19 protein-coding genes and 1 pseudogene are annotated in these 24,941 nt (G+C 66.6%); 11 read left to right on the plus strand and 9 right to left on the minus strand.

The genetic code is table 11. The features are described from left to right. The first annotated feature begins 4 nt into the window (after positions 1-4). From HIV01_RS07345 to fabB, 3 genes are all read left to right on the plus strand, one after another. Positions 5-406, plus strand: coding sequence for a SirB2 family protein (locus tag HIV01_RS07345; protein WP_200605871.1), 402 nt, complete (start codon positions 5-7; stop codon positions 404-406). A gap of 280 nt (positions 407-686) precedes the next feature. Next, the gene (fabA, locus tag HIV01_RS07350) at positions 687-1,202 is read left to right on the plus strand and encodes a 3-hydroxyacyl-[acyl-carrier-protein] dehydratase FabA (RefSeq protein WP_200605882.1); all 516 of its coding nucleotides are present in this window, start codon (positions 687-689) and stop codon (positions 1,200-1,202) included. After that, entirely contained in the window at positions 1,203-2,426 is a 1,224-nt protein-coding gene (gene fabB, locus HIV01_RS07355) for a beta-ketoacyl-ACP synthase I (RefSeq protein WP_200605885.1), read from the plus strand. A gap of 70 nt (positions 2,427-2,496) precedes the next feature. Here fabB and HIV01_RS07360 read toward each other — a convergent pair whose 3' ends face one another. Both HIV01_RS07360 and HIV01_RS07365 read right to left on the minus strand, forming a co-directional pair. Beyond that, entirely contained in the window at positions 2,497-2,745 is a 249-nt protein-coding gene (locus HIV01_RS07360; RefSeq protein WP_200605887.1) for a hypothetical protein, read from the minus strand. Positions 2,746-2,888: 143 nt separating this feature from the next. Then, on the minus strand, positions 2,889-4,106 hold the full coding sequence (locus tag HIV01_RS07365; protein ID WP_200605890.1) for an OprO/OprP family phosphate-selective porin: 1,218 nt from the start codon (positions 4,104-4,106) through the stop codon (positions 2,889-2,891). A gap of 238 nt (positions 4,107-4,344) precedes the next feature. Between HIV01_RS07365 and nirK the strand changes: the two genes are divergently transcribed. From nirK to HIV01_RS07390, 5 genes and pseudogenes are all read left to right on the plus strand, one after another. Then, a complete protein-coding gene (gene nirK / locus HIV01_RS07370; protein ID WP_200605893.1) occupies positions 4,345-5,421 on the plus strand; it encodes a copper-containing nitrite reductase in 1,077 nt (358 codons plus the stop codon). Between the two features lie 20 nt (positions 5,422-5,441). Then, positions 5,442-6,200, plus strand: coding sequence for a formylglycine-generating enzyme family protein (locus HIV01_RS07375; RefSeq protein WP_200605895.1), 759 nt, complete (start codon positions 5,442-5,444; stop codon positions 6,198-6,200). Then, the gene (locus HIV01_RS07380; protein ID WP_207527130.1) at positions 6,197-6,784 is read left to right on the plus strand and encodes an SCO family protein; all 588 of its coding nucleotides are present in this window, start codon (positions 6,197-6,199) and stop codon (positions 6,782-6,784) included. Before HIV01_RS07375 ends, HIV01_RS07380 begins: the two co-directional genes overlap by 4 nt. 30 nt (positions 6,785-6,814) lie before the next feature. Then, positions 6,815-7,273: an azurin gene (gene azu, locus HIV01_RS07385; protein ID WP_200605898.1), complete on the plus strand. Its 459-nt coding sequence runs from the start codon at positions 6,815-6,817 to the stop codon at positions 7,271-7,273. Positions 7,274-7,379: 106 nt separating this feature from the next. Beyond that, positions 7,380-8,454, plus strand: a pseudogene (locus HIV01_RS07390) (PLP-dependent cysteine synthase family protein). Between the two features lie 4 nt (positions 8,455-8,458). Here the strand turns inward: HIV01_RS07390 and asnB are convergent. Continuing rightward, complete coding sequence (asnB, locus tag HIV01_RS07395; protein WP_200605901.1) at positions 8,459-10,159, minus strand: asparagine synthase B; 1,701 nt, start codon at positions 10,157-10,159, stop codon at positions 8,459-8,461. Positions 10,160-10,518: 359 nt separating this feature from the next. Here asnB and HIV01_RS07400 point away from each other — a divergent pair, with 359 nt between their 5' ends. After that, positions 10,519-12,861, plus strand: coding sequence for a penicillin acylase family protein (locus HIV01_RS07400; RefSeq protein WP_200605903.1), 2,343 nt, complete (start codon positions 10,519-10,521; stop codon positions 12,859-12,861). A 45-nt stretch (positions 12,862-12,906) separates the two neighbouring features. Here the strand turns inward: HIV01_RS07400 and dapE are convergent, their stop codons facing one another. The 5 genes from dapE to map are packed head-to-tail and all read right to left on the minus strand — an operon-like array spanning position 12,907 to position 18,737. Next, on the minus strand, positions 12,907-14,037 hold the full coding sequence (gene dapE / locus HIV01_RS07405; protein WP_200605905.1) for a succinyl-diaminopimelate desuccinylase: 1,131 nt from the start codon (positions 14,035-14,037) through the stop codon (positions 12,907-12,909). A 4-nt stretch (positions 14,038-14,041) separates the two neighbouring features. Further along, positions 14,042-14,407, minus strand: a complete 366-nt coding sequence (locus HIV01_RS07410; protein ID WP_200605912.1) for a Spx/MgsR family RNA polymerase-binding regulatory protein — start codon at positions 14,405-14,407, stop codon at positions 14,042-14,044. A 3-nt stretch (positions 14,408-14,410) separates the two neighbouring features. Beyond that, entirely contained in the window at positions 14,411-15,319 is a 909-nt protein-coding gene (dapD, locus tag HIV01_RS07415) for a 2,3,4,5-tetrahydropyridine-2,6-dicarboxylate N-succinyltransferase (protein ID WP_200605920.1), read from the minus strand. Continuing rightward, complete coding sequence (gene glnD / locus HIV01_RS07420; RefSeq protein ID WP_207527131.1) at positions 15,319-17,964, minus strand: [protein-PII] uridylyltransferase; 2,646 nt, start codon at positions 17,962-17,964, stop codon at positions 15,319-15,321. The genes dapD and glnD overlap by 1 nt, the downstream gene beginning before the upstream one ends. After that, positions 17,961-18,737, minus strand: a complete 777-nt coding sequence (gene map, locus HIV01_RS07425) for a type I methionyl aminopeptidase (RefSeq protein ID WP_200605923.1) — start codon at positions 18,735-18,737, stop codon at positions 17,961-17,963. The genes glnD and map overlap by 4 nt, the downstream gene beginning before the upstream one ends. Positions 18,738-19,075: 338 nt before the next feature. Here map and rpsB point away from each other — a divergent pair, with 338 nt between their 5' ends. Together rpsB and tsf are read left to right on the plus strand one after the other, a co-directional pair. Next, positions 19,076-19,900: a 30S ribosomal protein S2 gene (gene rpsB, locus HIV01_RS07430; RefSeq protein ID WP_158731534.1), complete on the plus strand. Its 825-nt coding sequence runs from the start codon at positions 19,076-19,078 to the stop codon at positions 19,898-19,900. Between the two features lie 149 nt (positions 19,901-20,049). After that, positions 20,050-20,931 (plus strand): translation elongation factor Ts, encoded by an 882-nt coding sequence (gene tsf, locus HIV01_RS07435; RefSeq protein ID WP_200605926.1) that lies wholly within the window; start codon positions 20,050-20,052, stop codon positions 20,929-20,931. Positions 20,932-21,028: 97 nt separating this feature from the next. Here tsf and HIV01_RS07440 read toward each other — a convergent pair whose 3' ends face one another. Beyond that, positions 21,029-24,253 (minus strand): autotransporter domain-containing protein, encoded by a 3,225-nt coding sequence (locus HIV01_RS07440; protein ID WP_207527132.1) that lies wholly within the window; start codon positions 24,251-24,253, stop codon positions 21,029-21,031. Positions 24,254-24,941 lie beyond the last annotated feature (688 nt).

Below are 24,941 nucleotides of genomic sequence, written 5' to 3' on the forward strand. Positions count from 1 at the left end.
ATCCATGATCGAGTTCTATCCGCAGATCAAGCTGGTGCACATTGCCGCGATCACCTGCAGCGGCGCACTGTTCGCCATGCGCGGCAGTGCCGCCGTGGCCGGCATGCGCTGGCCGATGGCAGCGCCGGTGCGCTACGTAAGCTACGGCATCGACACGGTGTTGCTGACCGCGGCGATGATGCTGCTGACGATCCTGCCGGGCGGTTTGTTCGCCAACGGCTGGCTGACGGTCAAGGTCGCACTGGTGGTGACCTACATCGTGCTCGGCGTGATGGCGATGCGTGACGGCCGCAGCCGCCGCGCGCGTGCCGGTTTCCTGGTCGCCGCATTGCTGGCGTTCGCGCAGATCTATTTCATTGCACGCGCGCACCATCCGCTCGGCATGCTTTACCTCTGGCTGGCCTGATCCGGCCGGCAACGCCCGGGACCCTTGCTGTCGTCCCGGAAAGTGGCCGCTGGGCCACCGACTGTGGCGGCCGCACCTCGCTGCCGGGCGCGGTCCGGGCCTGAATGGCCCACGGGGCTGGAGCGCACTGGCAGGAGGTCGAGCACGCCGTCAGCGCCTCGGCGGCATTACGCGGGCTTGCATACGCGCCGGTACGGTTTTTCAAGCTTGATCGCAGTCATTGCAGCGACCAATGCAGACGACGACACTTGTCGGATTACCAAGTCGCAGCAGAAGCCAGATGACCCGTCCCTCCTCATTCGATCGCGAGCAATTGCTCGCATGTGCCAACGGCACCATGTTTGGTCCGGGCAATGCCCGCCTGCCGGCTCCGCCGATGCTGATGTTCGATCGCATCACCGAGATTTCGACTGAAGGCGGTCGCTACGGCAAGGGCGTGATCCGCGCAGAACTCGATATCAATCCCGACCTGTGGTTCTTCGCCTGCCATTTCGAAGGCGACCCGGTGATGCCCGGTTGCCTGGGCCTGGATGCGATGTGGCAGCTGTGCGGTTTCTTCCTGCCGTGGCTGGGCGAACCCGGCCGCGGCCGAGCGCTGGGCGTGGGCGAAGTGAAGTTCACCGGCCAGGTGCTGCCCAATGCCAAGCTGGTCCAGTACGAGATCGACATTCGCCGCGTGATGCGCGGCAAGCTGGCGCTGGTCATCGGCGAAGGCCGGATGTCGGTCGACGGACGCGAGATCTACACCGCGGACAACCTGCGCGTCGGTCTGTTCACCTCGACGGAGGGCTTCTGAGTGCGCAGGGTAGTCATCACCGGCCTAGGTATCGTTTCCTGCATCGGCAATGATCGCGCTTCGGTTTCCGCATCGTTGCGCGAAGGACGTCCCGGCATCAGCTTCGTTCCCGAATACGAGCAGCTGGGGCTGCGCAGCCAGGTCGCGGGCGTGCCGCACATCGACCTGGATGCGCGGATCGACCGCAAGCTCAAGCGCTTCATGGGCGATGCCGCGGCCTACAGCTACGTGGCCATGCAGGACGCAATCGCCGACGCCGGTCTCGACGAGGAACAGGTGCGCAATGTCCGCACCGGCGTGATCGCCGGCTCGGGCGGCGGTTCGCCGCAATGGCAGATCGAAACCGCCGACCTGTTGCGCAACAAGGGCGTGCGTCGAATCGGTCCGTACATGGTGCCGCGCACGATGTGCTCGACGGTATCGGCCTCGCTGGCCACCGCGTTCGGCATTCGCGGCCACAGCTATTCGGTGTCCGCGGCCTGCGCGACCTCGGCGCATTGCATCGGCATGGCCGCCGACCTCATCCGCCTTGGCGTGCAGGACGTGGTCTTTGCCGGTGGCGGCGAAGAAGTGCATTGGGGCATGACTTCGCAGTTCGACGCCATGGGCGCGCTGTCGACCCATCGCAACGACAACCCGCTTGCGGCATCGCGCCCCTATGACGCCGACCGCGACGGATTCGTCATCGCCGGCGGCGGCGGCATGCTGGTGCTGGAGGATTACGAGCACGCCAAGGCCCGCGGCGCACGCATCATCGCCGAGCTGGTGGGCTACGGCGTGACCTCCGATGGCGCCGACATGGTCGCACCCTCGGGCGAAGGCGCGGTCAGGTGCATGCAGATGGCGCTGGCCGGACTGGATGGCCAGGGCGTCGGTCCCGTCGACTACCTCAACACGCACGGCACTTCGACGCCGTTGGGCGACGTGGTCGAGCTGGAAGCGGTTCGCGCGGCATTCGGCGATGCGATCCCGCCGCTGTCGTCGACCAAGGCACTCAGCGGCCACTCGCTCGGAGCGGCCAGCGTGCACGAGGCGGTCTATTGCCTGCTGATGATGGAGGACGGCTTCATTGCCGGCTCGGCCAACATCGACACCATCGATCCGCGCGCAGAGGGCTTCCCGATCGTGCGCGAGAGTCGTGATCAGGTCTGTACGACGGTGATGTCGAACAGCTTCGGCTTCGGCGGCACCAACGCCACGCTGGTGTTCAAGCGCGTTCAGTAGCCGCGAAGGCGGCTCGACAGTGGGGCAGCGACCGCTGCCCCACACGGTTTCCGGACTGCACGGCCCACGGTTACCCGCAACTTCCGCAGCATTGCCCGCCCTGGTGGCCTGCATCGGGATGGCTGTCGGTGGGAGCAGCCAGCACCCCCAGCCCGCCAAGTATTTCCAGGATGTCGTGCTGGCTTAGCACGGTCGAAACGTTGAGCTGGCCCGTCGCGCTCTCGATGCTGACAGTGGCGTCCGGGTCGGCATTGCGCAGCGCATCGACGAGCAATTGCTCATTCAGCGGCTGAGTGGCGGGACTGTTGTGTGTGGACATGCGGATCTCCGTTGCCGTGGCGTGAAACACGCCGGCACTGCGCCAGCGTGCGATGTACGACACAGCCTAGGTAGCGTCACCGGCGTCGGCCTTGATCAGGGTCAAGTTCGGCCCAGGTCGACCGATGCCCGGTCGCCACACCTTCAGAACTGCAACTGCGCACGGACCTCGAAGATGTCCGGATCGGCGTCGAGGCCAGCGCGTCGCGCATCCACATCGACGTAGTTCGCCTGAAGCTTGAAATAGTCGCTGAAGTACCAGTTTGCGCCCAGGGTCCAGTCACTCTGGCGCCCGCCGGCGATGCCCGCATCGTCCAGGTCCAGGTGGCTGTAGCGCGCCAGCAGTTCGAGCGCGCCGTAGCGCCCGCTGGGCCGGGGGTTGGCGACATTGCCACCGCTGTAGCGGCGCGACTCGCCGGTCACCAGCCAACTGCCGAACAGGTAGTAGCCATCGGTCGCGTAGTCGCTCCCGCCGTCGCGCTGCGTGCGCTGGCGCAGGTACTCGCCCTGCACTGACCATGGGCCCTGGATCCACAGACCTTCCAGGCCCACGCGTTCGATGCTGTCGACGTTCGTCAGCGTGCCCGAATCCACCAGGCGCAGGTCGGTCAAGCCGGCCTCCGGACGCGCGCGCCAGCGCACCGACGGCGCCAGCGCGATGCCGCGCCCGTTGACCTCGCCATCGGGCTGCTCGACCGAGGCCGCGGCGCCCAGGTGCAGCACCTGTGTCTCGCTCTTCAGCGGTGTCCAGGCGGAGCGGGCCGCCAACGTGTCGCCCTTGTTGTTGCCCTCGAGGTCGGAGCGGAAGTAATAGCCGGCATTGACCAGATAGCTCGGCCGCTCCAGCGCCCAGTCCACGCCCAGTCGACGTCCTTCGAAGATGGCCTGGGTCGCCAGGCTCTGCTCGAGGAAGCTGCCCGCACGCGTGGCGGTCACGCCCTCGAAACCAACCGGCGTCTTGCTCTGGCCGATGCGCAGCTTGCCCCAGTCGTGCCCGGATAGCGCCTTGGTCTCCACGCGCAGGCTTACGTCCTGCCAGACATCGGCCTGGAACTCGTAATTGACCGTGGCCTCGAACACGCCCTTCTTCGCGAGCGTGACTCCGAACTCCTTGCGACGGAACCCGTCCTCGTCAGTCAGCTGTGCCCCGTCGTAGGCCTCGCCGGAAAAATCGTTGTAGTCATAGGCGAGGTTGCCGCTGGCACGCAGTTCCAGGCCATTGGAAAACCGGTAAGTCGCCGGTGCGATGTACTTCGCCTCGACCGGCTCCCCGGCGTTGGCGCCGGACCCGATCGCCGCCAGCGCGAACGCGACCGCGATGCGGACGTGGCTACGGCGAAAGCTTGAAATCCCGATTCCCATGCGGCAGTTCCCTTGATCAGTCCGACATTGTGCGCCAGTCCTTCGACTCGAATTCTGATCGAGATCAACAGGCGGCGTCCGGATGCCAAATTTGCAATCCGTCCGCTACTGCGTCACTGCCACAAAGTCTCACCGACGCGATGCCCGCAGACAGGTTTGACATACATCAAGGCGAAACGCTGAACGCGCGACTACCTTGCCGCCATCGGCCATCAGGCCATTAGCAAGGCAGTCACACATGAGTCGTGTATCTCATCACCTGCTGTTCTGCGCACTCGCATGCGCCCTCGGTATCGGCGCACCGGTCGCCATCGCCACACCCCACCACGCCGCGACAAACGACAACGACGCGATCCTTGGCAAACCCATCAAGGCCGTGCTGACCGCTCCCCCGATGGTGCCGCCACCGACCAACCGCACCGCGCCGGCCAAGGTGATCGTGGAGCTGGAAGTGGTCGAGAAGGAAATGCCGATCTCCAACGGCGTCACCTACAACTTCTGGACGTTCGGCGGCAGTGTTCCCGGCAGTTTCATCCGCGTGCGCCAGGGCGACACGGTCGAGTTCAACCTGAAGAACGCGCACGACTCGCACATGCCGCACAACATCGACCTGCATGCCGTCACCGGCACCGGCGGTGGCGCGGAAGCGACGTTCACGCTTCCCGGCCACCAGACGAAGTTCACCTTCAAGGCAATGAACCCGGGTTTGTACGTCTACCACTGCGCGATGCCGCCGGTCGGCATGCACATCGCCAACGGCATGTACGGCCTGATCCTGGTCGAGCCGCCGCAGGGCTTGCCCAAGGTCGACAAGGAGTACTACGTGATGCAGGGCGACTTCTACACCGAAGGCAAGTACGGCGAACCGGGCCTCCAACCCTTCAGCCTGGAGAAGGCGATCGACGAGCATCCCACCTACGTGCTCTTCAACGGTGCCGAAGGTTCGCTGACGGGCGACAAGGCCTTGACCGCCAAGGCCGGCGAGACGGTGCGCCTGTTCGTCGGCAACGGCGGCCCGAACCTCGTGTCGAGCTTCCACGTGATCGGCGAGATCTTCGACAAGGTCTACACCGAAGGCGGCAGCAAGTACCAGGAGAACGTGCAGACCACGCTGATACCGGCCGGTGGCTCGGCCATGGTCGAGTTCAAGACGGACGTCCCGGGTAACTACATCCTCGTCGACCACAGCATCTTCCGCACGTTCCACAAGGGTACGCTCGGAATCCTCAAGGTCACCGGCGAGAAGGATTCGTCCATCTACACCGGACAGCAGTCGAGCATGGAATCTCCGCCGGCGGGCAAGTCAGGCCACTGACGCGGACGCCGGGAGCCATCATGCTCACTTCGACGCTTTGGCTCGTGCTGCTGGCGACTTCGTCGCCGGCAGCATCGCCGGCCGCCTATGTCGAGATCCCGGGCGGTGCATTCCGCTCGACGATCCGTTATGAGGGAAACGACGGCGACCGCGTTGTCGCAGACTTCGCGCTGATGCAACAGGCGGTCAGCGACCGCGAGTTCCAGGCATTCGTCCTGCAGCACCCGCAATGGCGTCGCGACCGCGTGCCGGCGTTGTTCGCCGACTCGGGGTACCTGTCCCACTGGCAGGCTGACGATGCGCCGGATCCGCTCGACGCTGAGCGCCCGGCTACGCACGTCAGCTGGTTTGCCGCCGATGCCTATTGCAAGGCGCAGCAGGCGCGACTGCCGGACTGGGCCGAGTGGGAGTACGTCGCCGCTGCCGACCCGCAACGGCGTGATGCACGCACCGACCCGGTCTGGCGCAATCGCCTGTTTGCTGACGGCACGTCGCGCGCAGTCGATGCGGCCGGCAACGCACCCGCCAATGCCTACGGAATCCGCGGACTCCACGGCGCGTCATGGGAATGGGTCGGCGACTTCTCCACCCTGCTGGGCGACAGCGACAAGCGCGGCGCGGATGACGGCGACCGGCTGCAGTTCTGCGGCGCCACCGGGCTGTCCTTCAACAACCGCGACGACTATGCCGTGCTCAAGCGCGTGGCCCTGTTGTCGGCCATGCAACCTCGCAGCACGCTGGGCAACCTCGGCTTCCGCTGCGCAAGGAGTCGACCATGAAATCTTCCCCGACCGGTCCCGCCCTGAGTGTCGCCATGGGGCTGCTGTTCTGTTTGCCTGCGCTTGCCGTCGCCGACGAGCTGCCCGGCGACTCGGTCTATCAGGTAACCGCATCACTGACCGCCCAGGACGGCCGGGAACTGTCCTCGCCGGACCTGCGTGGCCGCCCCGCTGTCGTGTCGATGTTCTATAGCAATTGCCACCTGATGTGCCCGCTCATCATCGCCAGCGGCAAGGCGGTGCAGAAGCAGCTCACCGCCAGCGAGCACGACGCTCTCGACCTCGCCGTGATCAGCATCGATCCGGCACGCGACACGCCGGCGGCACTGCAGGACGTCGCCGACGCCCACCATCTGGACTCGCGCTGGCGCCTGCTACGCCCCCTCGACACCGACGTGCGTACGCTGGCCGCGGTCCTCGACATCCGCTACCGCGCCCAGCCCGATGGAACCTTCAACCACACCAGCGTGTTGATCCTGCTCGACCGCGATGGCCGTGTCCTCGCCCGCAGCGAAGTGACCGGACTGCAGCCCGATCCGGAGTTCGTCGCGCAGGTGAAGAAAACCCTCGTTTCCTCGCACTGACCACCCTCCCCCTTCCTCCAGGAGTAGCCCATGAAGATCCTTTCCACCTCACTGCTCTGCCTCGGACTGTTCGCTGCGTCCGGATTCGCCCACGCCGCCAGCAACTGCACCATCTCGCTCAAGGGAGACGATGCAATGAAGTTCGATCTGAAGACGGCAACGGTCTCGGCCGCGTGCCCCAGCATCACCGTCGAACTGGTGCATACCGGCAAGCTGCCGGCCGCAGCCATGGGCCATAACGTGGTCATCAGTGCGACCAAGGACGTGGACGCCATCGCGCGGGACGGCATCAAGGCCGGCGTGGCGAACAACTACGTCACGAAGGGCGACACCCGCGTCATCGCCGCGACGACACTGGTCGGCGGCGGCCAGAAGACCAAGGTCACCTTCCCCGGCAAGAAGCTCACGGCCGGTGGCGACTACACGTTCTTCTGCAGCTTCCCCGGTCACTCGATGCTGATGAAGGGCAAGTTGACGGTCACCAAGTAAGGTCACGAGCTGCGCGCACCCGCTCCGGCGGGTGCGCCGCCGACCCACTCCTGCGAGGCGGAGGCAACGATGGCACGCAACCACCGCGACTGGGGTCGCCACGGCCATCGCCAGGATCGAGGCCGACTTCAACCGCTCATCCGACACCCATCTGATACCGCTCGAGCTGCCCGGCTATCCCGGCATCGACGTCTACCTGAAGGACGAGTCCAGCCACCCCACCGGAAGTCTCAAGCACCGGCTGGCACGCTCGCTGTTTCTCTATGCACTGGCCAATGGCTGGCTGCATGAGGCAAGCACCGTGGTGGAAGCCTCCAGCGGTTCGACCGCGGTCTCGGAAGCCTACTTCGCGCGGCTGCTTGGCTTGCCCTTTGTCGCTGTCATGCCGCACGGGACGTCGCCGGAGAAGATCCGCGCGATCGAGTTCTACGGTGGCCAGTGCCACCTTGGTCGACAGTGCCTGCGGGCTGGACGACGCATCGCGGCGGCTGGCGCGCCAGAGTGGCGGCCATTTCATGGATCAGTTCACCTACGCCGAGCGCGCCACCGACTGGCGTGCCAACAACAACATCGCCGAATCCATCTTCAGGCAAATGGCGCTGGAGCCGCATCCGGTGCCGGCGTGGATCGTGTGCAGCGCCGGCACCGGCGGCACCTCGGCGACGCTCGGCCGCTACGTCCGCTATCGCCGCCACGACACCCGCATCCTCTGCGCCGACCCGGAATCGTCGGTGTTCTTCGACTACTACGCCGGCGCAATGCGCGGGTGCGCCGACGCCAGCCTGTCGCTGCCACACGGCTCGCGCATCGAAGGCATCGGCCGGCCGCGGGTGGAGCCCAGTTTCATCCCGGGCTGCATAGACACCATGGTCAAAGTGCCTGATTCGCTGAGCCTGGCGGCGATGCGCCACGTCAGCGCCCGCCTGGGCCGTCGCGTCGGGGGATCGACCGGAACCAATTTCGTCGGCGTGCTGTACGCAGCGCAATGCATGCGATCTGCAGGCCAGACCGGATCGATCGTCGCCATCCTGTGCGATGGCGGCGAACGCTATGCGCACAGCTACTACGCCGCCGACTGGTACGACCGCAACGGCATCGACGTTGTCCACGCCGACGCCGCCATGGTTGCCGCGCTGGACGGCACAGACCTGGAGCTTGCAGTCGCTGCAGCGGCGGCCTGAGCCGTCACCCCTGCCCCAGCGCGGCCTGGTGCACCCCCGCGACCGCACGGCCGGACGGATCGGCCATGGTCGCGAAGGCCGCGTCCCAGGCGATCGCCGCCGGTGACGAGCAGGCGATCGACTTGCCGCCGGGCACCGTCTCGGCGCAGGCGGCACTGGGGAAGAACTGCTCGAAGATGTGCCGGTACAGGTAGGCCTCCTTCGTCTGCGGCGGGTTGACCGGGAAACGGCTGGCGGCCGCGGCGAACACCCGATCGCTGACCTGCGCCTGGGCGTGCGCCTTGAGTCCGTCGATCCAGCCATAACCGACGCCGTCGCTGAACTGCTCCTTCTGCCGCCACAGGATCGATTCGGGCAGGTAGCCGTCGAAGGCTTCGCGCAGGATCGATTTCTCGATGCGTCGCGTACCGTCCGGCCCGGGCCCGGCCATCTTGTACTGCGCGTCCATGCGCATCGCCACGTCGAGGAACTCGACATCGAGGAACGGCACGCGCGGCTCCACGCCCCAGGCCATCATCGACTTGTTCGCGCGCAGGCAGTCGTAGTTGTACAGCGCATCGATCTTGCGCACGGTTTCTTCATGGAACTCGCGGGCGTTGGGCGCCTTGTGGAAGTACAGGTAGCCGCCGAAGATCTCGTCGCTGCCCTCGCCCGACAGCACCATCTTCACCCCCATCGCCTTGATCCGACGCGCCAGCAGGAACATCGGCGTGGAGGCACGAATGGTGGTGACGTCGTAGGTCTCGATGTGGCGGATCACCTCCGGCAATGCATCCAGGCCCTCCTCGAACGTGTAGGTGAAACCGTGGTGCACGGTACCCAGCGCCTGCGCTGCGATTTCGGCCGCGGCCAGGTCGGGCGAACCGTCCAGCCCGATCGCGAACGAATGCAGGCGCGGCCACCAGGCCTCGCTGGCATCGTTGTCCTCGATGCGCTTGCGCGCATAGCGCGCCGCCACCGCGGCGACCAGTGACGAGTCCAGTCCGCCCGACAGCAGCACGCCGTACGGCACGTCGCTCATCATCTGCCGGTGCACGGCGCGCTCGAAGGCCTCGCGCAGTTCCTGCCTGGCCACTTCCACGCCCTGCGTTGCGTCGTAGTCGCGCCAGGGTTTGACGTAGTAGCGCACCAGTTCACCGCTGGCACTGTCGTAGTAGTGCCCCGGCGGGAACTGCGCGACATCTGCGCAGACATCGGCCAGCGCTTTCATCTCCGAGGCCACGCACAGGCGTCCGTCGTGATCGTGCCCCCAGTACAGCGGGCAGACACCGATCGGGTCGCGCGCAATCAGGTAGCGCTTGTTGCCTGCATCCCACAACGCGAACGCGAAGATGCCATTGAGTTCGTTGAGCCAGGCGGCGACGTCGTCACGCTCGCGGTAGAGCGCGCTGATCACTTCGCAGTCCGAGCCGGTCTGGAACGCATAGGGTTCGCGCAGCCGCTGCTCGAGCTCGCGGTGGTTGTAGATCTCGCCGTTGACGGCCAGCGCCAGTTCGCCGTCTTCCGAGTGCAGCGGCTGCGAGCCGCCGGCCGGATCGACGATGGCCAGGCGCTCGTGGACGAGGATCACGCCGTCGTCCAGATGCACGCCGCTCCAGTCAGGGCCGCGGTGGCGCTGGCGTTGCGAAAGCTCGAGGGCGCGCCGGCGCAGCGCTTGTACGTCATCGCCGGGTTGCAGGCCGAATATGCCGAGGATGGAACACATGGGAGGACTCCTGGGTGGGCTTGTTTCGTGGAAGGAGGAGGAAGTGGAGAAGGCAGAAACGAAGAAGCCCGCGCTTTTGGCGCGGGCTTCGTGAGCGAGTTAGCGTGTCTTGCGCGCGCTAATCGCCGGCCCGCGGGTGGCTGGCGTTATTGCGGTTGTTATTGTTCAGGCCGGCCACGGGCGCACCGCCGCGAAGGGCGGCGTTGGTGGCGTGGGCGAGGGCCTGGACGGAAGACATGGGCCGATCCTGCGACAGCCGGCGGCCAGTTGCAAGCCCCCTCCCCCGGACAGGGCCAGGCCTGCTCCGATGCCTGCCAATGCGCGACACTAGGGCGGGGAATCAATCCACGATGGGGACCATGAAGAAACTGATCAAACGCAGCCTCGTCGTGCTGCTGCTGTTGCTGGTGGCAGGCGCTTTCGCGATCTGGTGGCTGATGCGCGGCAGCCTGCCGAGCCTGGAGGGCGAACTCGCCCTGCCCGGCCTGTCGGCACCGGTTTCGATCCAGCGCGACGCGCTCGGCGTGGTCACCGTCGATGCCGCCAACGAAGCCGATGCGATGCGTGCACTGGGCTACGTCCACGCGCAGGAACGCTACTTCGAGATGGACCTGCTGCGCCGCGCGTCGTCCGGCGAACTGTCGGCCCTGTTCGGCCCGGCCGCGATCGACACCGACAAGCAGCGCCGCGTGCACCGCATGCGCGCACGCGTGAGCGCTCACCTTGATGCGATCCTCGGCGACAAGCGACCGATGGCGCAGGCCTACGTCGATGGCGTCAATGCCGGCTTGGCCGCATTGAAGGTGCGCCCCTGGCCTTACCTGCTGCTGCGCACGCAGCCCGAGCCGTGGCGCCTGGAAGACTCGGCACTGGCCGGCTATGCCATGTACTTCGACCTGCAGGACGCCAGCAACGCCCGCGAACTGGCGATGTGGAAGCTCAAGCCGCATGTGCCGGGGGCGCTGTATGCGCTGCTCGCCCACGACGGCAGCAGCTGGGACGCGCCGCTGGCCGGCCGGCCGCGCGGTGACGCGGCCCTGCCCGATGCCGCCACGCTCGACCTGCGTGCGCTGCCGATGCCCTCGCCCGCCGACCGCCCGGCCAACGTGCCCGAGCGTTCGGACGTGGGCAGCAACAACTTCGCCGTCTCCGGCCAGCTCACCGCCGACGGTCGCGCCATCGTCGCCGACGACATGCACCTGGGCCTGCGCGCACCGAACATCTGGTTCCGCGCACGCCTTCGCTATCCCGACACGCGCGCCGTCGGCGGACACGTCGACGCCACCGGCTTCACCCTGCCCGGCCTGCCGGCACTGGTGGTCGGCAGCAACGGCCAGGTCGCCTGGGGCTTCACCAACAGCTACGGCGACTGGCTCGACTGGCAGCGCCAGCCGGCCTGCGCCGAGCCCTGTGCGGGTGTGACCCGGCACGTGGAACGCATCCGCGTCGCCGGCCAGGCCGATGTCGAATTCCCGGTCGATGAGTCTGCCTGGGGGCCGATCCTGTTCCGCCAGCCCGATGGCAGCGGCCTGGCGCTGCGCTGGGTCGCCCACCAGCCCGGCGCGATGAACCTGGGTCTGGCCAACTTCCTGCACGCGCACTCGCTCGACGATGCCCTGCAGATGGCCGACCACACCGCGATCCCCGGGCAGAACCTCGCCATCGGCGGGCGCGACGGCCGCATCACCTGGCGCCTGCTCGGCCCGGCGCCCGTGCGCCAGGCCAGCTGCGCTGCGACCACCGTCAGCGAGGCGGCATCGTGCCCGCCGTGGCCGATCACCCCTGCCTCGGGCATCGCCCTGCCGCCTGGCACGGTGCAGCGCATGTGGAGCGCCAACACGCGCGTCGTCGATGGCGCGCTGCTTGCGCGCATCGGCGACGGTGGCTACGCCAATGGCGCGCGCGCCCGCCAGATCCGCGACGACCTGTTCGCCAAGGAGCGATTCAACGAACGCGACCTGCTCGCCATCCAGCTCGACGATCGCGCTTTGTTCCTGACCCGCTGGTGGCAGCTCCTGCGCGACCAGGGCGCGTCGGACAAGTCACCGGCGCTGCACGAACTCGCCGTGGCATCGCCGACCTGGCAGGGACACGCCAGCACCAACTCGGTCAGCTACCGCGTCGTGCGCGCCTGGCGCCTGGCCGTGCACGACCGCCTGCTCGATGGCCTGACCGCACCGGCGCAGGCAGCCCTGGGCAAGGACTTCGAGATGCCCAATCTCTCGCACTTCGAAGGCGTGGCCTGGCCGCTGGTGACGCAACGCCCGGCGAACCTGCTGCCGCGTCGTTTTGCCTCGTGGGATGCGTTGTTCGAGGACGCCGCGCGTGAAGTGCGCGACGAGTTGCAGGAGAAGGGACCGATCGCTCAGCGCAGCTGGGGCGAGCGCAACACTGCGAAGATCTGCCACCCGCTCAGCCGCGCCCTGCCCGCCTTCGCCAAGCCGATGCTTTGCATGGCCGCCGATGAGCTGCCCGGCGACAGCGGCATGCCGCGCGTGCAGGGACCGAACTTCGGCGCGTCCGAACGCATGGTGGTGTCACCGGGCCACGAAGCCGACGGCATCATCCATATGCCGGGCGGCCAGAGCGGCCACCTGATGTCGCCGTTCTGGGGCGCCGGTCATGACGACTGGGTGCATGGCCGGCCTACGCCGTTCCTGCCGGGCAAGACGCAGCACACGCTCAAGCTGGCGCCGCAGTAAGCGGCGACGGTGCAACGCCTCTCCCGTTCGCGGGAGAGGCTTGCGTCAGCGCAGCAGCATCCGCTCGATCAGTGCCTGGTACAGATCCGGCAGCGCCTCGAGATCCGCCACCGACACATGCTCGTCGACCTTGTGGATGCTGGCGTTCACCGGGCCGATCTCGATGCACTGCGCGCCCAGCGGCGCGATGAAGCGCGCATCCGAAGTACCGCCGCCCGTGCTTTCCTCCGGTGCGGCACCGCAGTACTGGCCCAGCACTGCGCGCGCAGCCGCACGCAGCGGGCCTTCCGGCGTGTAGAACGGCTCGCCGCCGCGATGCCAGCGCACGCTGTACTCGAGCCCGTGCCGCTGCAGCACCGCTTCGCATTCCTGCTCCAGCTGCGCCGCGCTCCAGCTCGGGTTGAAGCGCAGGTTGAACAGCACCTCGAGTTCGCCGGGAATGACGTTGTTGGCGCCGGTGCCGGCGTGGATGTTGCTGATCTGCAGGCTGGTCGGCGGGAATGTCTCGTAGCCCTCGTCCCAGCGACGCGCCGCAAGTTCGGCGAGCGCGGGCATGGCCAAGTGGATCGGGTTGCGCGCCTTGTCCGGATACGCGACATGGCCCTGCACGCCGCGCACCGTCAGCGTCGCCGACAAGGTGCCGCGACGGCCGACACGCAGCAGATCGCCCAGCTTCGTCATCGAAGACGGCTCGCCGGTGATGCACCAGTCCAGGCGTTCGCCGCGCTCGCGGAACGTCTCGGCAACGCGGCGCACGCCGTCGATGGCATCGCCCTCCTCGTCGGAGGTCAGCAGCAGCGCGACCCTGCCGGGATGGTCGGGATGGGCAGCGACGAAGCGCTCGAGCGCGACGACAAACGCAGCAACGCTGCCCTTCATGTCCGCCGCGCCGCGCCCGTACAGCACGCCGTCGCGGATCTCGGGAAAGAACGGATCGCTGGCCCATGCTTCGCGCGGCCCCGGCGGAACCACGTCGGTATGGCCGAGCAGCACCAGGGTCGGACCCTCGCTGCCATGCACCGCCCACAGGTTGTCGACATCGCCGAAGTGCATGTGCTCGCAACGGAATCCCGCCGCGAGCAGGCGCTGGCCGATCATCGCCTGGCAGTCACCGTCTTGCGGCGTGACCGAAGCGCGTGCGATCAGGTCGCAAGTGAGGTCGAGGACGTCGCTCATTGCGTCAGCCCAGTGCGCCGACGCCGAAGCGCTGCTTGAAGCCGTTGTCGCTGAAGCCCTGGCTGACCTGTCCGTCGTCGGTCATCACCAGCGGACGACGGATCAGCTGCGGGTATTCCTTCAGCAGCAGCTTCCATTCCGCGTCCGAGCCGGGCGTCTTGCGATTGTCGGGCAGGCTGCGCCAGGTGGTGGACGACTTGTTGATCATCGCGTCCCAGCCACCGAGCTGGTCCTTCCATTGCACCAGCGTTTCGGGCGACTGGCGCTCGTCGCGGTAATCGACGAAGGCATAGCCCAGGCCGAACCGGTCGAGCCACTTGCGGGCCTTCTTGCAGGTGTCGCAGTTGTTGAGTCCGTAGAGCGTGGTCATTCTTCAGTCCGCCAATCCGCGCAGCAGTTCGTTGATGCTGGTCTTCGACAGCGTCTTGGCATCGACCTGCTTGACGATCACCGCGCAGTACAGCGAGTGCGAACCGTCCTTGGCCGGCAGCTGGCCGGAGACGACCACGCTGTACGGCGGCACATAGCCATAGGTGACCTCGCCGGTGGCGCGGTTGTACACGCGCGTGCTCTGGCCGAGGAACACGCCCATGCCGATCACGCTGTGGTGGCCGACGACGAAGCCTTCGACGACTTCCGAGCGGGCACCGATGAAGCAGTGGTCCTCGATGATCGTCGGCGAGGCCTGCAACGGCTCGAGCACGCCACCGATGCCGGCACCGCCGGACAGGTGGCAATGCTTGCCGACCTGCGCGCACGAACCCACCGTGGCCCAGGTGTCGACCATCGTGCCTTCACCGACGTGCGCGCCGATGTTGACGAAGCTCGGCATCAGCACCACGTCCTTGCCGATGTAGGAACCGCGCCGGGCGATCGCACCGGGCACGACGCGCGCGCCGAGCTTGCGGAAATCGGCCTCGCCGAAACCCTCGAAGCGCGCCGGCACCTTGTCCCAGTACGGCGCCGGGAAACCTTCGACCAGTTGCATGTCGTTGACGCGGAAGTACAGCAGCACCGCCTTCTTCAGCCACTCGTTGACGGTCCAGCCGCCCTTGCCGTCGGGTTCGGCGACACGGAACTCGCCGCTTTCCAGGTCCGAGATCACGCGCTCGACGGTCGGTCGCGTCGAGCCCTCGAGTTCGTCGGGGGTCAGCATCGCCCGGCGCTCGAAGGCGCTGTCGACCATGAACTTCAGTTCATCGACACCCGGACCCTTCGGCGTGACCTTCTTGCGAACGGCCTTGCGGACGGTCTTGCGGGCGGGCTTCTTCTCGGAACTCATCAACGATCTCCTTCAAGGCAGGCCAGCAACGCGTCGCGCAGGGCCTCCTGTTGCGTTTCATCGAGCGCGCCATCGCGCCCGTCGGGTTGGGTACTGGTGAGCTGGAACACGTCCTCGGCGCGCTCGCCGAACGTGGCGATGCGCGCATCGTGCACGCGAAGGCCCTCGCTGCGGATGGCCTGGGTGACGTCGGCCAGCAGTCCGGGGCGGTCGGTGCAGACCAGGCTGAGCATGGTGCGGCCGTCATCGAGCGTGTCGAAGCCGACCTGAGCGGCGATGCGGAAATGCCGGAGGTGGCGCGGCTGGGTGCGACGGGTCGGCTTGATGCGGTCGAGCGGACCGTCGAGCACCGCGGCCAGGCGCTGCTCGACCTCGTCGATGCCCGGCGGGCAACGCGGATCGATCGGCACGACCTCGAAGCTGTCGAAGATCATCGCGTTCGGACCATCGAGCACGCGCGCCTGCTGGATCGCCAGGCCGAGACGATCGAGCGTGGCCACGATCGCGGCGAACAGGCCATCGCGGTCCTGGCAATGCACGAACACTTCCAGGGCACCGGCATGCTCGCCGACGGCACGTGCACGCACGCGCGTTTCGCCAGTGGCGACACCGCGCAGCGATGCCGCCTGCCAGGCGATCTGGTCGGGGCGGCTGCGCTGGAAACCGATCTCGGGCATGCGCTCGAAGAGTTGATCCACGTCATCGTCGCCGAATCCGAGCGTGGCCAGCATCGCGCGCGCGGCATCGCGGGTCTCGCTGGCGCGTTCGATGCCGGCGACCGGATGCTCGAGGCCACGTCGCAATGCCAGGCGCGTGGCCGTATAGAGGTCGGCCAGCAGGCGATCCTTCCAGGCGTTCCACAGCTTGGGCGACGTGCCGGCGATGTCGGCGCAGGTCAGAAGATAAAGATGATCGAGGTGCTCGCGATCATTGACCTTGCCGGCAAAGCGATGGATCACTTCCGGATCGGCGATGTCCTGCTTCTGCGCCGTCACCGACATCAGCAGATGCTGGCGCACCAGCCATTCGACCAGCGCGGTGTCGGCACGCGACAACCCAATCGTGCTGCAGAAGATCCGCGCATCCTCGGCGCCGAGTTCGGAATGATCACCGCCACGGCCCTTGGCGATGTCGTGGAACAGGCCGGCCAACAGCAGCAGTTCCGGCTTGCGCAGGCGCGGCCAGACTTCGTGGGCAATGCTGAAGCGCTCGTCGACGATGCCCGAGGCGAAGCGCGCCAGGTTGCGCAGCACCGCCAGCGTGTGCTGGTCGACGGTGAAGACATGGAACAGGTCGAACTGCATGCGCCCGGAGACTTTCGCGAACGCCGGAATCCAGCGTCCGAGCACTCCAAGCCGCGCCATGCGCTCGAGAGCGTGAACCGGGTGCGGCCCACGCAGCAGCGCGATGAAGCGCTCGCGCAAGGCCGGCTCGGCCTGCTGGAAGGCCGGTACGCGTGACAGCGACTCGGCCAGTGCGCGCGCGGTCTGCGAGTGCAGGCCGCGGACGGCATCGTGCCCGGCCCACACTGCAAACAGTGAGAAGACATCGTAGGCATCGCGCGGCCACTGCGGATCGCGCGCGGCGAGGTAATCGCGGCGCAGTTCGAAGGCATGGTCGATGACGACCGGTGCGGTCTCGCCTTCGATCTGCTCTTCGAAACGCTGCAGCAAACGTTCACCGATGCGCAGCACCAGCGCGGCACTGCGGTAGAAGCCCTGCATCATCTGCTCGACAGCAAGCGTGTCGGCGTTGTCGACGTGCCCCAGCCGTTCCGCCAGCAGCTTCTGGTAATCGAATCGCAACCGCTCCTCGCGCTTGCCCGCGACCAGGTGCAGGCCGAAGCGCAGGCGCGACAGTGCGCGGCGTTCGCGCTCGAGCGTGGCCAGTTCGTCGGCGCCGAACTGGCCGATCGCGACGAGCGATTCCAAGTCGCCGGTACCGACGATCCGCAATGCCATCCAGCGCAGCGTCTGCACGTCGCGCAGGCCACCGGGGCCTTCCTTCAGGTTCGGCTCGAGGTTGTCGGCGGTGTCCTCGTAGCGGGCATGGCGCAGGCGCAGTTCCTCGCGCTTGGCGCCGAAGAACTCGCGCGCCGGCCACACCTGGTTCGGCGCCGTCGCCACCTGCAGGGCGTGCATGTCCTCGACCGTGGCGATCAGCGGACGTGCTTCCAGCATCGCGGTGAGCACGGTGATGTCGGCGGCGGCCTGCGTGCATTGCGCTGCCGAACGCACCGCGTGGCCGACCGGCAGGCCGGCATCCCAGAGCAATGCGACGAATGCGGCCAGCGCCTCGCCGTGGGCGAGTTGCGCGTCGGATTCTGCCAGCACCAGCAGGTCGATGTCCGACTGCGGGAACAGTTCGCCGCGGCCATAGCCGCCGACCGCGAACAGCGCCAGCGGCGCATCGACCGGCAGGCAGCTGGCCCACGCGGCGCGCACCTGGGTGTCGACCGCGCCGGTCCGCGCCTGCAGCAGGCGGTCGATGTCGGCGTCGGGGTCGCTGTCGAAACGCTGTGCCAGGCCGGCACTTACCGCAGCCAGCGCATTGCGGATGGCGAGCGCCTGGTCACCAGTCTCCTGCGCCGCCGGTCGCGCCGCCGATCCTGCGGTGGATCCGGCGTCGGCGACCGGAGCCGTCATAGGTCGTTGTCGTCCCCGGGCACGCGGGTCAGGATCTCGACCCCGTCGTCGGTGACCACGACCGTGTGCTCCCACTGCGCCGAGAGCTTGCGGTCCTTGGTGACCACGGTCCAGCCGTCGGGCAGCAGCTTGGTGTGGCGCGCGCCCTCGTTGATCATCGGCTCGATCGTGAAGGTCATGCCGGGCTTGAGCACCAGCCCTTCGCCGGCGCGGCCGTAATGCAGCACCTGCGGGTCTTCGTGGTAGATCCGGCCGATGCCGTGGCCGCAGTACTCGCGCACCACGCTGAAGCGTTCGGCTTCGGCGAACTGCTGGATCGCCGCGCCGATGTCGCCCAGGGTCGCGCCCGGACGAACCGTGCGGATACCGCGGAACATCGCCTCGCGGGTCACGTCGACCAGGCGCTTTGCCATGACCGACGGCTCGCCGACCATGTACATGCGGCTGGTGTCGCCGTGCCAGCCGTCCTTGATCACGGTGACGTCGATATTGACGATGTCGCCGTCCTTGAGGACCTTGCCCGGGCTGGGGATGCCGTGGCAGATGACGTTGTTGACCGAGGTGCAGACGGTCTTCGGGAAGCCTTTGTAGCCGACGTTGGCCGGTATGGCCTTCTGCACGTTGACGATATGATCGTGGCAGATGCGGTCCAGCTCCTCGGTGGTCACGCCCGCCTTGACATGCGGGGCGACGACCTGCAGGACCTCGGCGGCCAGGCGGCCGGCGACGCGCATCTTCTCGATCTCTTCTTGGGTCTTGATGGTGATGGCCATGGCGCCATTATCGCCTATCTGCGGCCCGTTCAGGGTCCAACCGACCCCCAGCTTGCCCGTAACAGTCTGTTACCGCTACAATTCCGCGGCTTGGTCGGGCCCTCGTGCCCTTCCATCCGCCCACGCCGGGCGCAGCAACCGGGCCAGCAGGCCCCGAGCAGGCGAATACACACCCGCTGCAACCCTTCGTGCCGGGGTGCCTGCGGTCCTTCGGGACCAACAGGTTCGGTCACGGACGCAGCGGGGAGGCCCAACCCCGGAACCATCGCCCCCGGCCCTGCCGCGGGCAGCCGCCATACCCTACCCGGCGGCCGGTTCCACTGCCTTGGAGTTTTGCAATGCCCCAGATCACCATGCGCCAGATGCTCGAAGCAGGCGTCCACTTCGGCCACCAGACCCGTTACTGGAACCCGAAGATGGGTCCGTACATCTTCGGCGCCCGCGGCAAGATCCACATCATCAACCTCGAGAAGACCGTTCCGCTCTTCAATGACGCGATGAACTTCATCTCGGGCATCGCCCAGAAGCGCGGCATGATCCTGTTCCTCGGCACCAAGCGCAGCGCGCGCGAAGCCATCAAGGAAGAAGCCGAGCGTTGCAACATGCCGTACATGACCCAGCGCTGGCTGGGCGGCACGCTGACCAACTTCCGCACCGTCAAGCAGTCGGTGCAGCGCCTGAAGGACCTGGAAGCAGCCGAGACCGATGGCACCTTCCAGAAGCTGGTCAAGCACGAAGTGCTGGGCCTGCGCCGTGAGCGCGACAAGCTGGAAGCCTCGCTGGGCGGCATCAAGGAAATGAACCGTCTGCCCGACGCGCTGTTCGTGATCGACATCGGCCACGAAGACATCGCGATCAAGGAAGCCAAGAAGCTCGGCATCCCGGTCATCGCCGTCGTCGACACCAACTACGATCCGGCCCTGGTCGACTACGCCATCCCGGGTAACGACGACGCCATCCGCGCCGTGCAGCTGTACGCCCGTGCCGCCGCAGACGCCGTGCTGGAAGGCAAGGCCGCTGCGCCGACGCCGGCTGGCGTGCGCGAGGAAGACTTCGCCGAAGCCGCCGCCGAAGGCGAAGAGAACGGCGCCGAGCGCAAGGCCCCGCGTGGCCGCGCCCCGGCCAAGAAGGCACCGGCCAAGAAGGCCGACGCCGCCGAGTAAGACCGGCGTCATGCGGCCGCGCGATCATGCGCGGTCGCATCGCTTTGGTCGTACTGCAACGTTTCGCGGACGCGCCACGCACCGGCCAGCAATGGCCTGAGCGAACTTTGGCGCCATCCGCACATCCAACGAATTCCGAGGTAAACCCCATGGCTGAAATCACCGCTTCCCTCGTCAAGGAACTGCGCGAGCGCACCGGCGCCGGCATGATGGAGTGCAAGAAGGCACTCGTCGAAAACAATGGCGACATCGACGCTGCCGCCGAATGGCTGCGCAAGTCGGGTCTGGCCAAGGCCGACAAGAAGGCCGATCGCGTCGCTGCCGAAGGCCGCATCGCGGTTGCCCAGGACGGCGGCAAGGCCGTGCTGGTCGAGATCAACTCCGAGACCGACTTCGTCGCCAAGGATGACAACTTCCTGGGCTTCACCGAAGCCGTCGCCAAGGCCGCCCTGGCCTCCGGCGCCGCCGACGCCGAAGCACTGAAGTCGGCCAAGGTCGACGGCGGACAGACCGTCGAGGAAACCCGCGCCGCCGTCATCTCCAAGGTCGGCGAGAACGTGCAGGTCCGTCGCCTCGCCCGCGTCGACAGCGCCAACAACGTTGCCGCGTACGTCCACGGCGGCCGCATCGGCGTGCTGGTCGAGGTCAAGGGTGGCGACATCGAACTGGCCCGTGGCATCGCCATGCACGTTGCCGCCATGAACCCGCCGCACATCAAGGCTTCCGACGTCCCGGCCGAGTTCGTGGCCAAGGAAAAGGAAATCGAGCTGGCCAAGATGTCCGAGAAGGACAAGGCCAAGCCGGCCGAGATCCTCGAGAAGATCATCAGCGGCAAGATCGCCAAGATCGTCAACGAGGTCACGCTGTACGGCCAGCCGTACGTGCTCAACACCGACCAGACCGTCGAGCAGGTCCTCAAGGCCGCTGGCGCCGACGTCGTCACCATGCAGCGCCTTGCTGTTGGCGAAGGCATCGAGAAGGTGGTCGAGGACTACGCTGCCGAAGTGATGAAGCAGGCCGGCCTGGCGTAAGCCACCGGCGCCACATCGGCGCATGCAACAACAGAAAGGCCGCGAGCAATCGCGGCCTTTCTGCTTTGGGGCGAGGCTTGGCGCCCGCCCTCACCGATCAGAAGCTGAGGGTGTAGCGCGCGTTCATGCCGTGATCGCGGGATTCGTCGGCGAACTGGCCGCTGTAGCTCAACTCGACCAGGCCGTTGCGACTCACCCGCGCCCCCAGACCGACCTCCGCCAGGTTCGCGTTCTCGGCCAACGGAGTGCCGAGGACATCGAACGCTCCGCCGCCCTGCCAGGCCAGCGACGCCGTCGACGACAGATCGCCACTGGCATGGCGACGACCGAGTCCACCGCGCAGGCTCAGCCAGCTTTCCTTCTGTTCGGCAGCCCTGAGGTTGAGGTTGAAGCGCAGTCCAAGGGTTGCCAGATTCACGCGACTGTCTTCGACCTGCCCGGCCAGAGCGGCAACGCCACCGCGTTCGACAACGTCATCCGAGCTAGTGCGGACCTGGGCGAACTGACCGTACGGCTCCCATTCCCAGGCGCCGGCAGCCCAGCGATAACCGCCTTCGATATACGCCTGACGGGTGTCGGCATCGTAGTCGGCACGGGTCCGGTCCTGCACGCCAGGAAACGCGATCGTCCGCTCGCCGTCGACGTCGTGCGCCGCATAGCCCCAACCTGCGCGCAGGCCGAACCCGCCCCAGGCCTGACCCGCATACAGGCCAACGTGGCGCGTGTTGATGTCACCCTTCGACTGCCGGCTCGGCAACTGCACGTCATCGCGACCAAGGCCACCGAGCACACCCACGCGGAAACCGTTGTCGAAACGGAAGTCGTAACCGAGCAGCGTGGAACTGCCGTTGTAGTCGATCTCGCCGGCATTGCCGTCGGCGTGCAGCGTGCCGCCGCTGCCGAGCACCTGGATCCATGCTGCCGACGGCGCATCACCATTGGCCGGCGCGAACTCGCCGGCGCCGGCCCGTGCCCGGACCAGGGCGGCGTCCCGGACGTGGCGACTGCCCTCGATCAGGACCGACTGAACACTGGGGTAGAGCTCGCCACTCAGCGAATCGAATGCCTGGATGGCCTGGTGCGGGAACAATTGCGTGAGGGTCTGCGCCAGACGTGCATTGAGTGGCAGAACGTCTGCGGACATCGCGACCGAGCGCTGGTTGCGCGTGCGCGCGGCCGTCGCGAGCGCCAGGCCGCGGGCGACGTCGACATTCACCGAGTTCGCGCCGTAGTTGAAACCGAACTTCAGGAATGGCGAAATCGCCGAGGCATCGATGCTGGCAAACCGACCCGACACGCCGTCGGTCGCGGTGAGGATGTTGAAGCGCTGCCCCAGCAGGTACCGCCCCGGCGCATTGAACACCCGCACCGTTCCGCCAAGCAGGTTGGCACGTCCGGTGACATCGATAAGATCCGAGGCGGATGGCGCCGCGATCTCGGCCTCGTAGAACGAACCCGGTGCCTGGGTGTAGGTGCCCACGATGTGCAGCGCGCCGATCGAATTGCCCGGAGCGATCGTTCCCTCGACTACGGTGTCACCCAAGGTGCCGTTGCCATGCAGGCTGCCGCCTTTCGCGATCCGCGTGGCGCCGTCGGCCACTCGTCCTTGGACGCTCGCGACGCCGCTGTTCACGAGCAGGTCGGTGCTGGCGAGCTTTCCGTTGAGCACGAACAGGCCGCCATTGACCTCGACCTTGCCCAGGCGGTTATCGGAATCCAGTTCGAGCACGCCCTGCCTGACGTCGAGGCCGCCGAAGGTGTTCTTGCCACTCAGCCGCAACCAGCCCACGCCCGACTTGGTCAGCCGACCGCTGCCGCCGATATCGTTGCGCCAATCGTCCCAGGCCTCGCCTCCCCAGACCTTGATGCCGCCAGCACGCTGGTTCATCACCACGTTGGTATCGACGCGGATCTGGCCTCGACCGTCGATCGCCTTCTCCAGGTTGACCAGGCCCCAGCCGTAGACATCGTCGACGCCAGGCGCACCCAGGTCGGTGGTCGTGGTCAGCAGGACATCGCGCACCTGCGCATTATTCAGGTACGGAAAGCGCTCAATCAGTAGTGCCAACGAACCGGTCACGTGTGGCGCGGCCATCGACGTGCCGCTGTACTGGGCGTATTCAAAGGCTGGCAACCGGGTGCGCACTTCCAGGCTGATACTCCCATCCGGATTCGTCTTCACCTCGCCCTGGGTACGTTGGTCGCCACCGTAGACCGTCGACTGGATGTCGGATCCCGGCGCGGCAAGGCACCAGTTCATACTGAACCCGCACTTGTTCGAGCGGTTGCTCAGGACGAGCTCGCGATCGACGTTGACCACGCTGAGCCAGTACGGCTCGATATCGGCGAACGCGCGCGGCAAGGTGGCATGCGCGCCCGCGAAGGGGCTTTCTGCCGGGCTGGCAGTCGCCGCGTCGGTGTTTCCCGCAGCCCAAACCTGGATCAAGCCCCGCGCGCGGGAGCCGTCGGCGATGACTTTCCAATAACTCGCCAACTCCGGATCTGTCAGGTAGGCGTCCAGGAGCTCGACGGTATCGGGCTCAAATGCAAAGCCCCAGCTGTGGTTGATCGCCCTGACGCCCTGCGCGTTCATCTGCTGGTACATGTCGGCGAACGCCGAAACATCGGGACCGACACCCGGCAGGTCCACAACCGAATACCCCCCTCGCGGATTCGGCTGCCACTGTCGCGCGCTGTTGAAGAACAACCGTGCCGTGGTCAGGTCTGCGCCAAACGCCACGCCATGCGTGCCTTGACCGTCGCGGTTGGCAACGATAGTTCCGCCGACGTGGGTGCCATGGCTGTTGTAGTTGAAGCCTGGCTGCACGTAGTTTCCGTTGCGGATGATCTCGCGGATCCGCTCCGGCACGCTGTCATGGAACCGCACGTAGTCGACCGCTACCTCATCACCCCGCGAGGAAAAGCAAGCGCCCGGACCCGAAAGGAAGGTCGTATTGGTGCACCGGCTACCGTCGGCAAGGGTGTCCGCGATCTGCAGGCTGCGGTGGTCCTTGCCTGCGAATTCCGGATGTTCCAGACCGGTGCCACTGTCGAAGATTCCGGTGCGCACGCCACGACCGCTCAGGCCGCGTGCGTAGGCATACTCGGCGCGGATCGCTGCAAGCCCCCAGTCGGCCTTGAACTCTTCCGTGCGCCAGCTTGCGGGGTCGCCGGTGCGACCGGTTTCACGCCCTGCGCCTTGCGCGCTGGCGGTTGCGAGGCCACCGAAGAAGATGGCCCCAGCGATTGCCGTGGACAGGGCTGAGCGTGCGTGCGTTCTGCTTGCCTTCCCGGGGATCGTGCTGCTTGCCTTGTGACTCATGTCTTGACGCTCCTTGTTTGACATGGATGAACCTGACGAAGACGTCAATGACGTTCGCCACGCTCACGGTTCTGCATTGCTCCACGGCAAAATGAGTATGCGAACCATCCAAGGTTCCCCCTTGCGCGGCAGGCCGCCCCATTCCCCGCTGTTCAACCCGGCCGAGTTCCAGCCCCTTGCTGACGCGACTAGATGATCAGTTCGGCGCCATGTCGGAAAATAAGAATCATCTGAAACACACAAATCGCCTGAGCGCGGTCGCACGAGTGCAGGTGGTGCAGCGCGCGCAAAAAAAAGGCCGCAAGTCAGCGGCCTGGCTCAGTCGGGAACGTGAGCTGGCGGCGCGCTAGATTCATGCGCCCACGCGCGATCCTACCGCCGGGACGGTCAGCAGGATTCGTTAGGCAGGTGCAATAAAGAGTCTGGAGAAGCCGATCCGTCGACTTCCCCAGACATGCCGGACGCAGGGGGGGAGCCCCCGGCACTGACCGGCGTGGGTCCGTGGTAACCCACCCGGCTACGCACCCTCCTGGCGCGCAACTACTTAGTTCGTACTGCTGCTTTGGTGCGACTTGCAGGCAGAGCTTGCCGACGACATGCGCGATCCGCGCGCACGAATGCCTGTCGAAAACCTGACAGCCGATGCTGAGTCGGAGTCCCCAATCACACAGAATTCGCGGACGCCTCA

Source organism: Lysobacter arenosi, assembly GCF_016613475.2.
GTDB lineage: Bacteria > Pseudomonadota > Gammaproteobacteria > Xanthomonadales > Xanthomonadaceae > Lysobacter_J > Lysobacter_J arenosi.

Excerpts from the sequence above, each read along its gene's own strand:
- HIV01_RS07345 (WP_200605871.1), top strand. The coding sequence starts at position 5 with ATGATCGAGTTCTATCCGCAGATCAAGCTGGTGCACATTGCCGCGATC.
- fabA (WP_200605882.1), top strand. The coding sequence starts at position 687 with ATGACCCGTCCCTCCTCATTCGATCGCGAGCAATTGCTCGCATGTGCC.
- HIV01_RS07360 (WP_200605887.1), bottom strand. The coding sequence starts at position 2,745 with ATGTCCACACACAACAGTCCCGCCACTCAGCCGCTGAATGAGCAATTG.
- HIV01_RS07365 (WP_200605890.1), bottom strand. The coding sequence starts at position 4,106 with ATGGGAATCGGGATTTCAAGCTTTCGCCGTAGCCACGTCCGCATCGCG.
- nirK (WP_200605893.1), top strand. The coding sequence starts at position 4,345 with ATGAGTCGTGTATCTCATCACCTGCTGTTCTGCGCACTCGCATGCGCC.
- HIV01_RS07375 (WP_200605895.1), top strand. The coding sequence starts at position 5,442 with ATGCTCACTTCGACGCTTTGGCTCGTGCTGCTGGCGACTTCGTCGCCG.
- HIV01_RS07380 (WP_207527130.1), top strand. The coding sequence starts at position 6,197 with ATGAAATCTTCCCCGACCGGTCCCGCCCTGAGTGTCGCCATGGGGCTG.
- azu (WP_200605898.1), top strand. The coding sequence starts at position 6,815 with ATGAAGATCCTTTCCACCTCACTGCTCTGCCTCGGACTGTTCGCTGCG.
- asnB (WP_200605901.1), bottom strand. The coding sequence starts at position 10,159 with ATGTGTTCCATCCTCGGCATATTCGGCCTGCAACCCGGCGATGACGTA.
- HIV01_RS07400 (WP_200605903.1), top strand. The coding sequence starts at position 10,519 with ATGAAGAAACTGATCAAACGCAGCCTCGTCGTGCTGCTGCTGTTGCTG.
- dapE (WP_200605905.1), bottom strand. The coding sequence starts at position 14,037 with ATGAGCGACGTCCTCGACCTCACTTGCGACCTGATCGCACGCGCTTCG.
- HIV01_RS07410 (WP_200605912.1), bottom strand. The coding sequence starts at position 14,407 with ATGACCACGCTCTACGGACTCAACAACTGCGACACCTGCAAGAAGGCC.
- dapD (WP_200605920.1), bottom strand. The coding sequence starts at position 15,319 with ATGAGTTCCGAGAAGAAGCCCGCCCGCAAGACCGTCCGCAAGGCCGTT.
- glnD (WP_207527131.1), bottom strand. The coding sequence starts at position 17,964 with ATGACGGCTCCGGTCGCCGACGCCGGATCCACCGCAGGATCGGCGGCG.
- map (WP_200605923.1), bottom strand. The coding sequence starts at position 18,737 with ATGGCCATCACCATCAAGACCCAAGAAGAGATCGAGAAGATGCGCGTC.
- rpsB (WP_158731534.1), top strand. The coding sequence starts at position 19,076 with ATGCCCCAGATCACCATGCGCCAGATGCTCGAAGCAGGCGTCCACTTC.
- tsf (WP_200605926.1), top strand. The coding sequence starts at position 20,050 with ATGGCTGAAATCACCGCTTCCCTCGTCAAGGAACTGCGCGAGCGCACC.
- HIV01_RS07440 (WP_207527132.1), bottom strand. The coding sequence starts at position 24,253 with ATGAGTCACAAGGCAAGCAGCACGATCCCCGGGAAGGCAAGCAGAACG.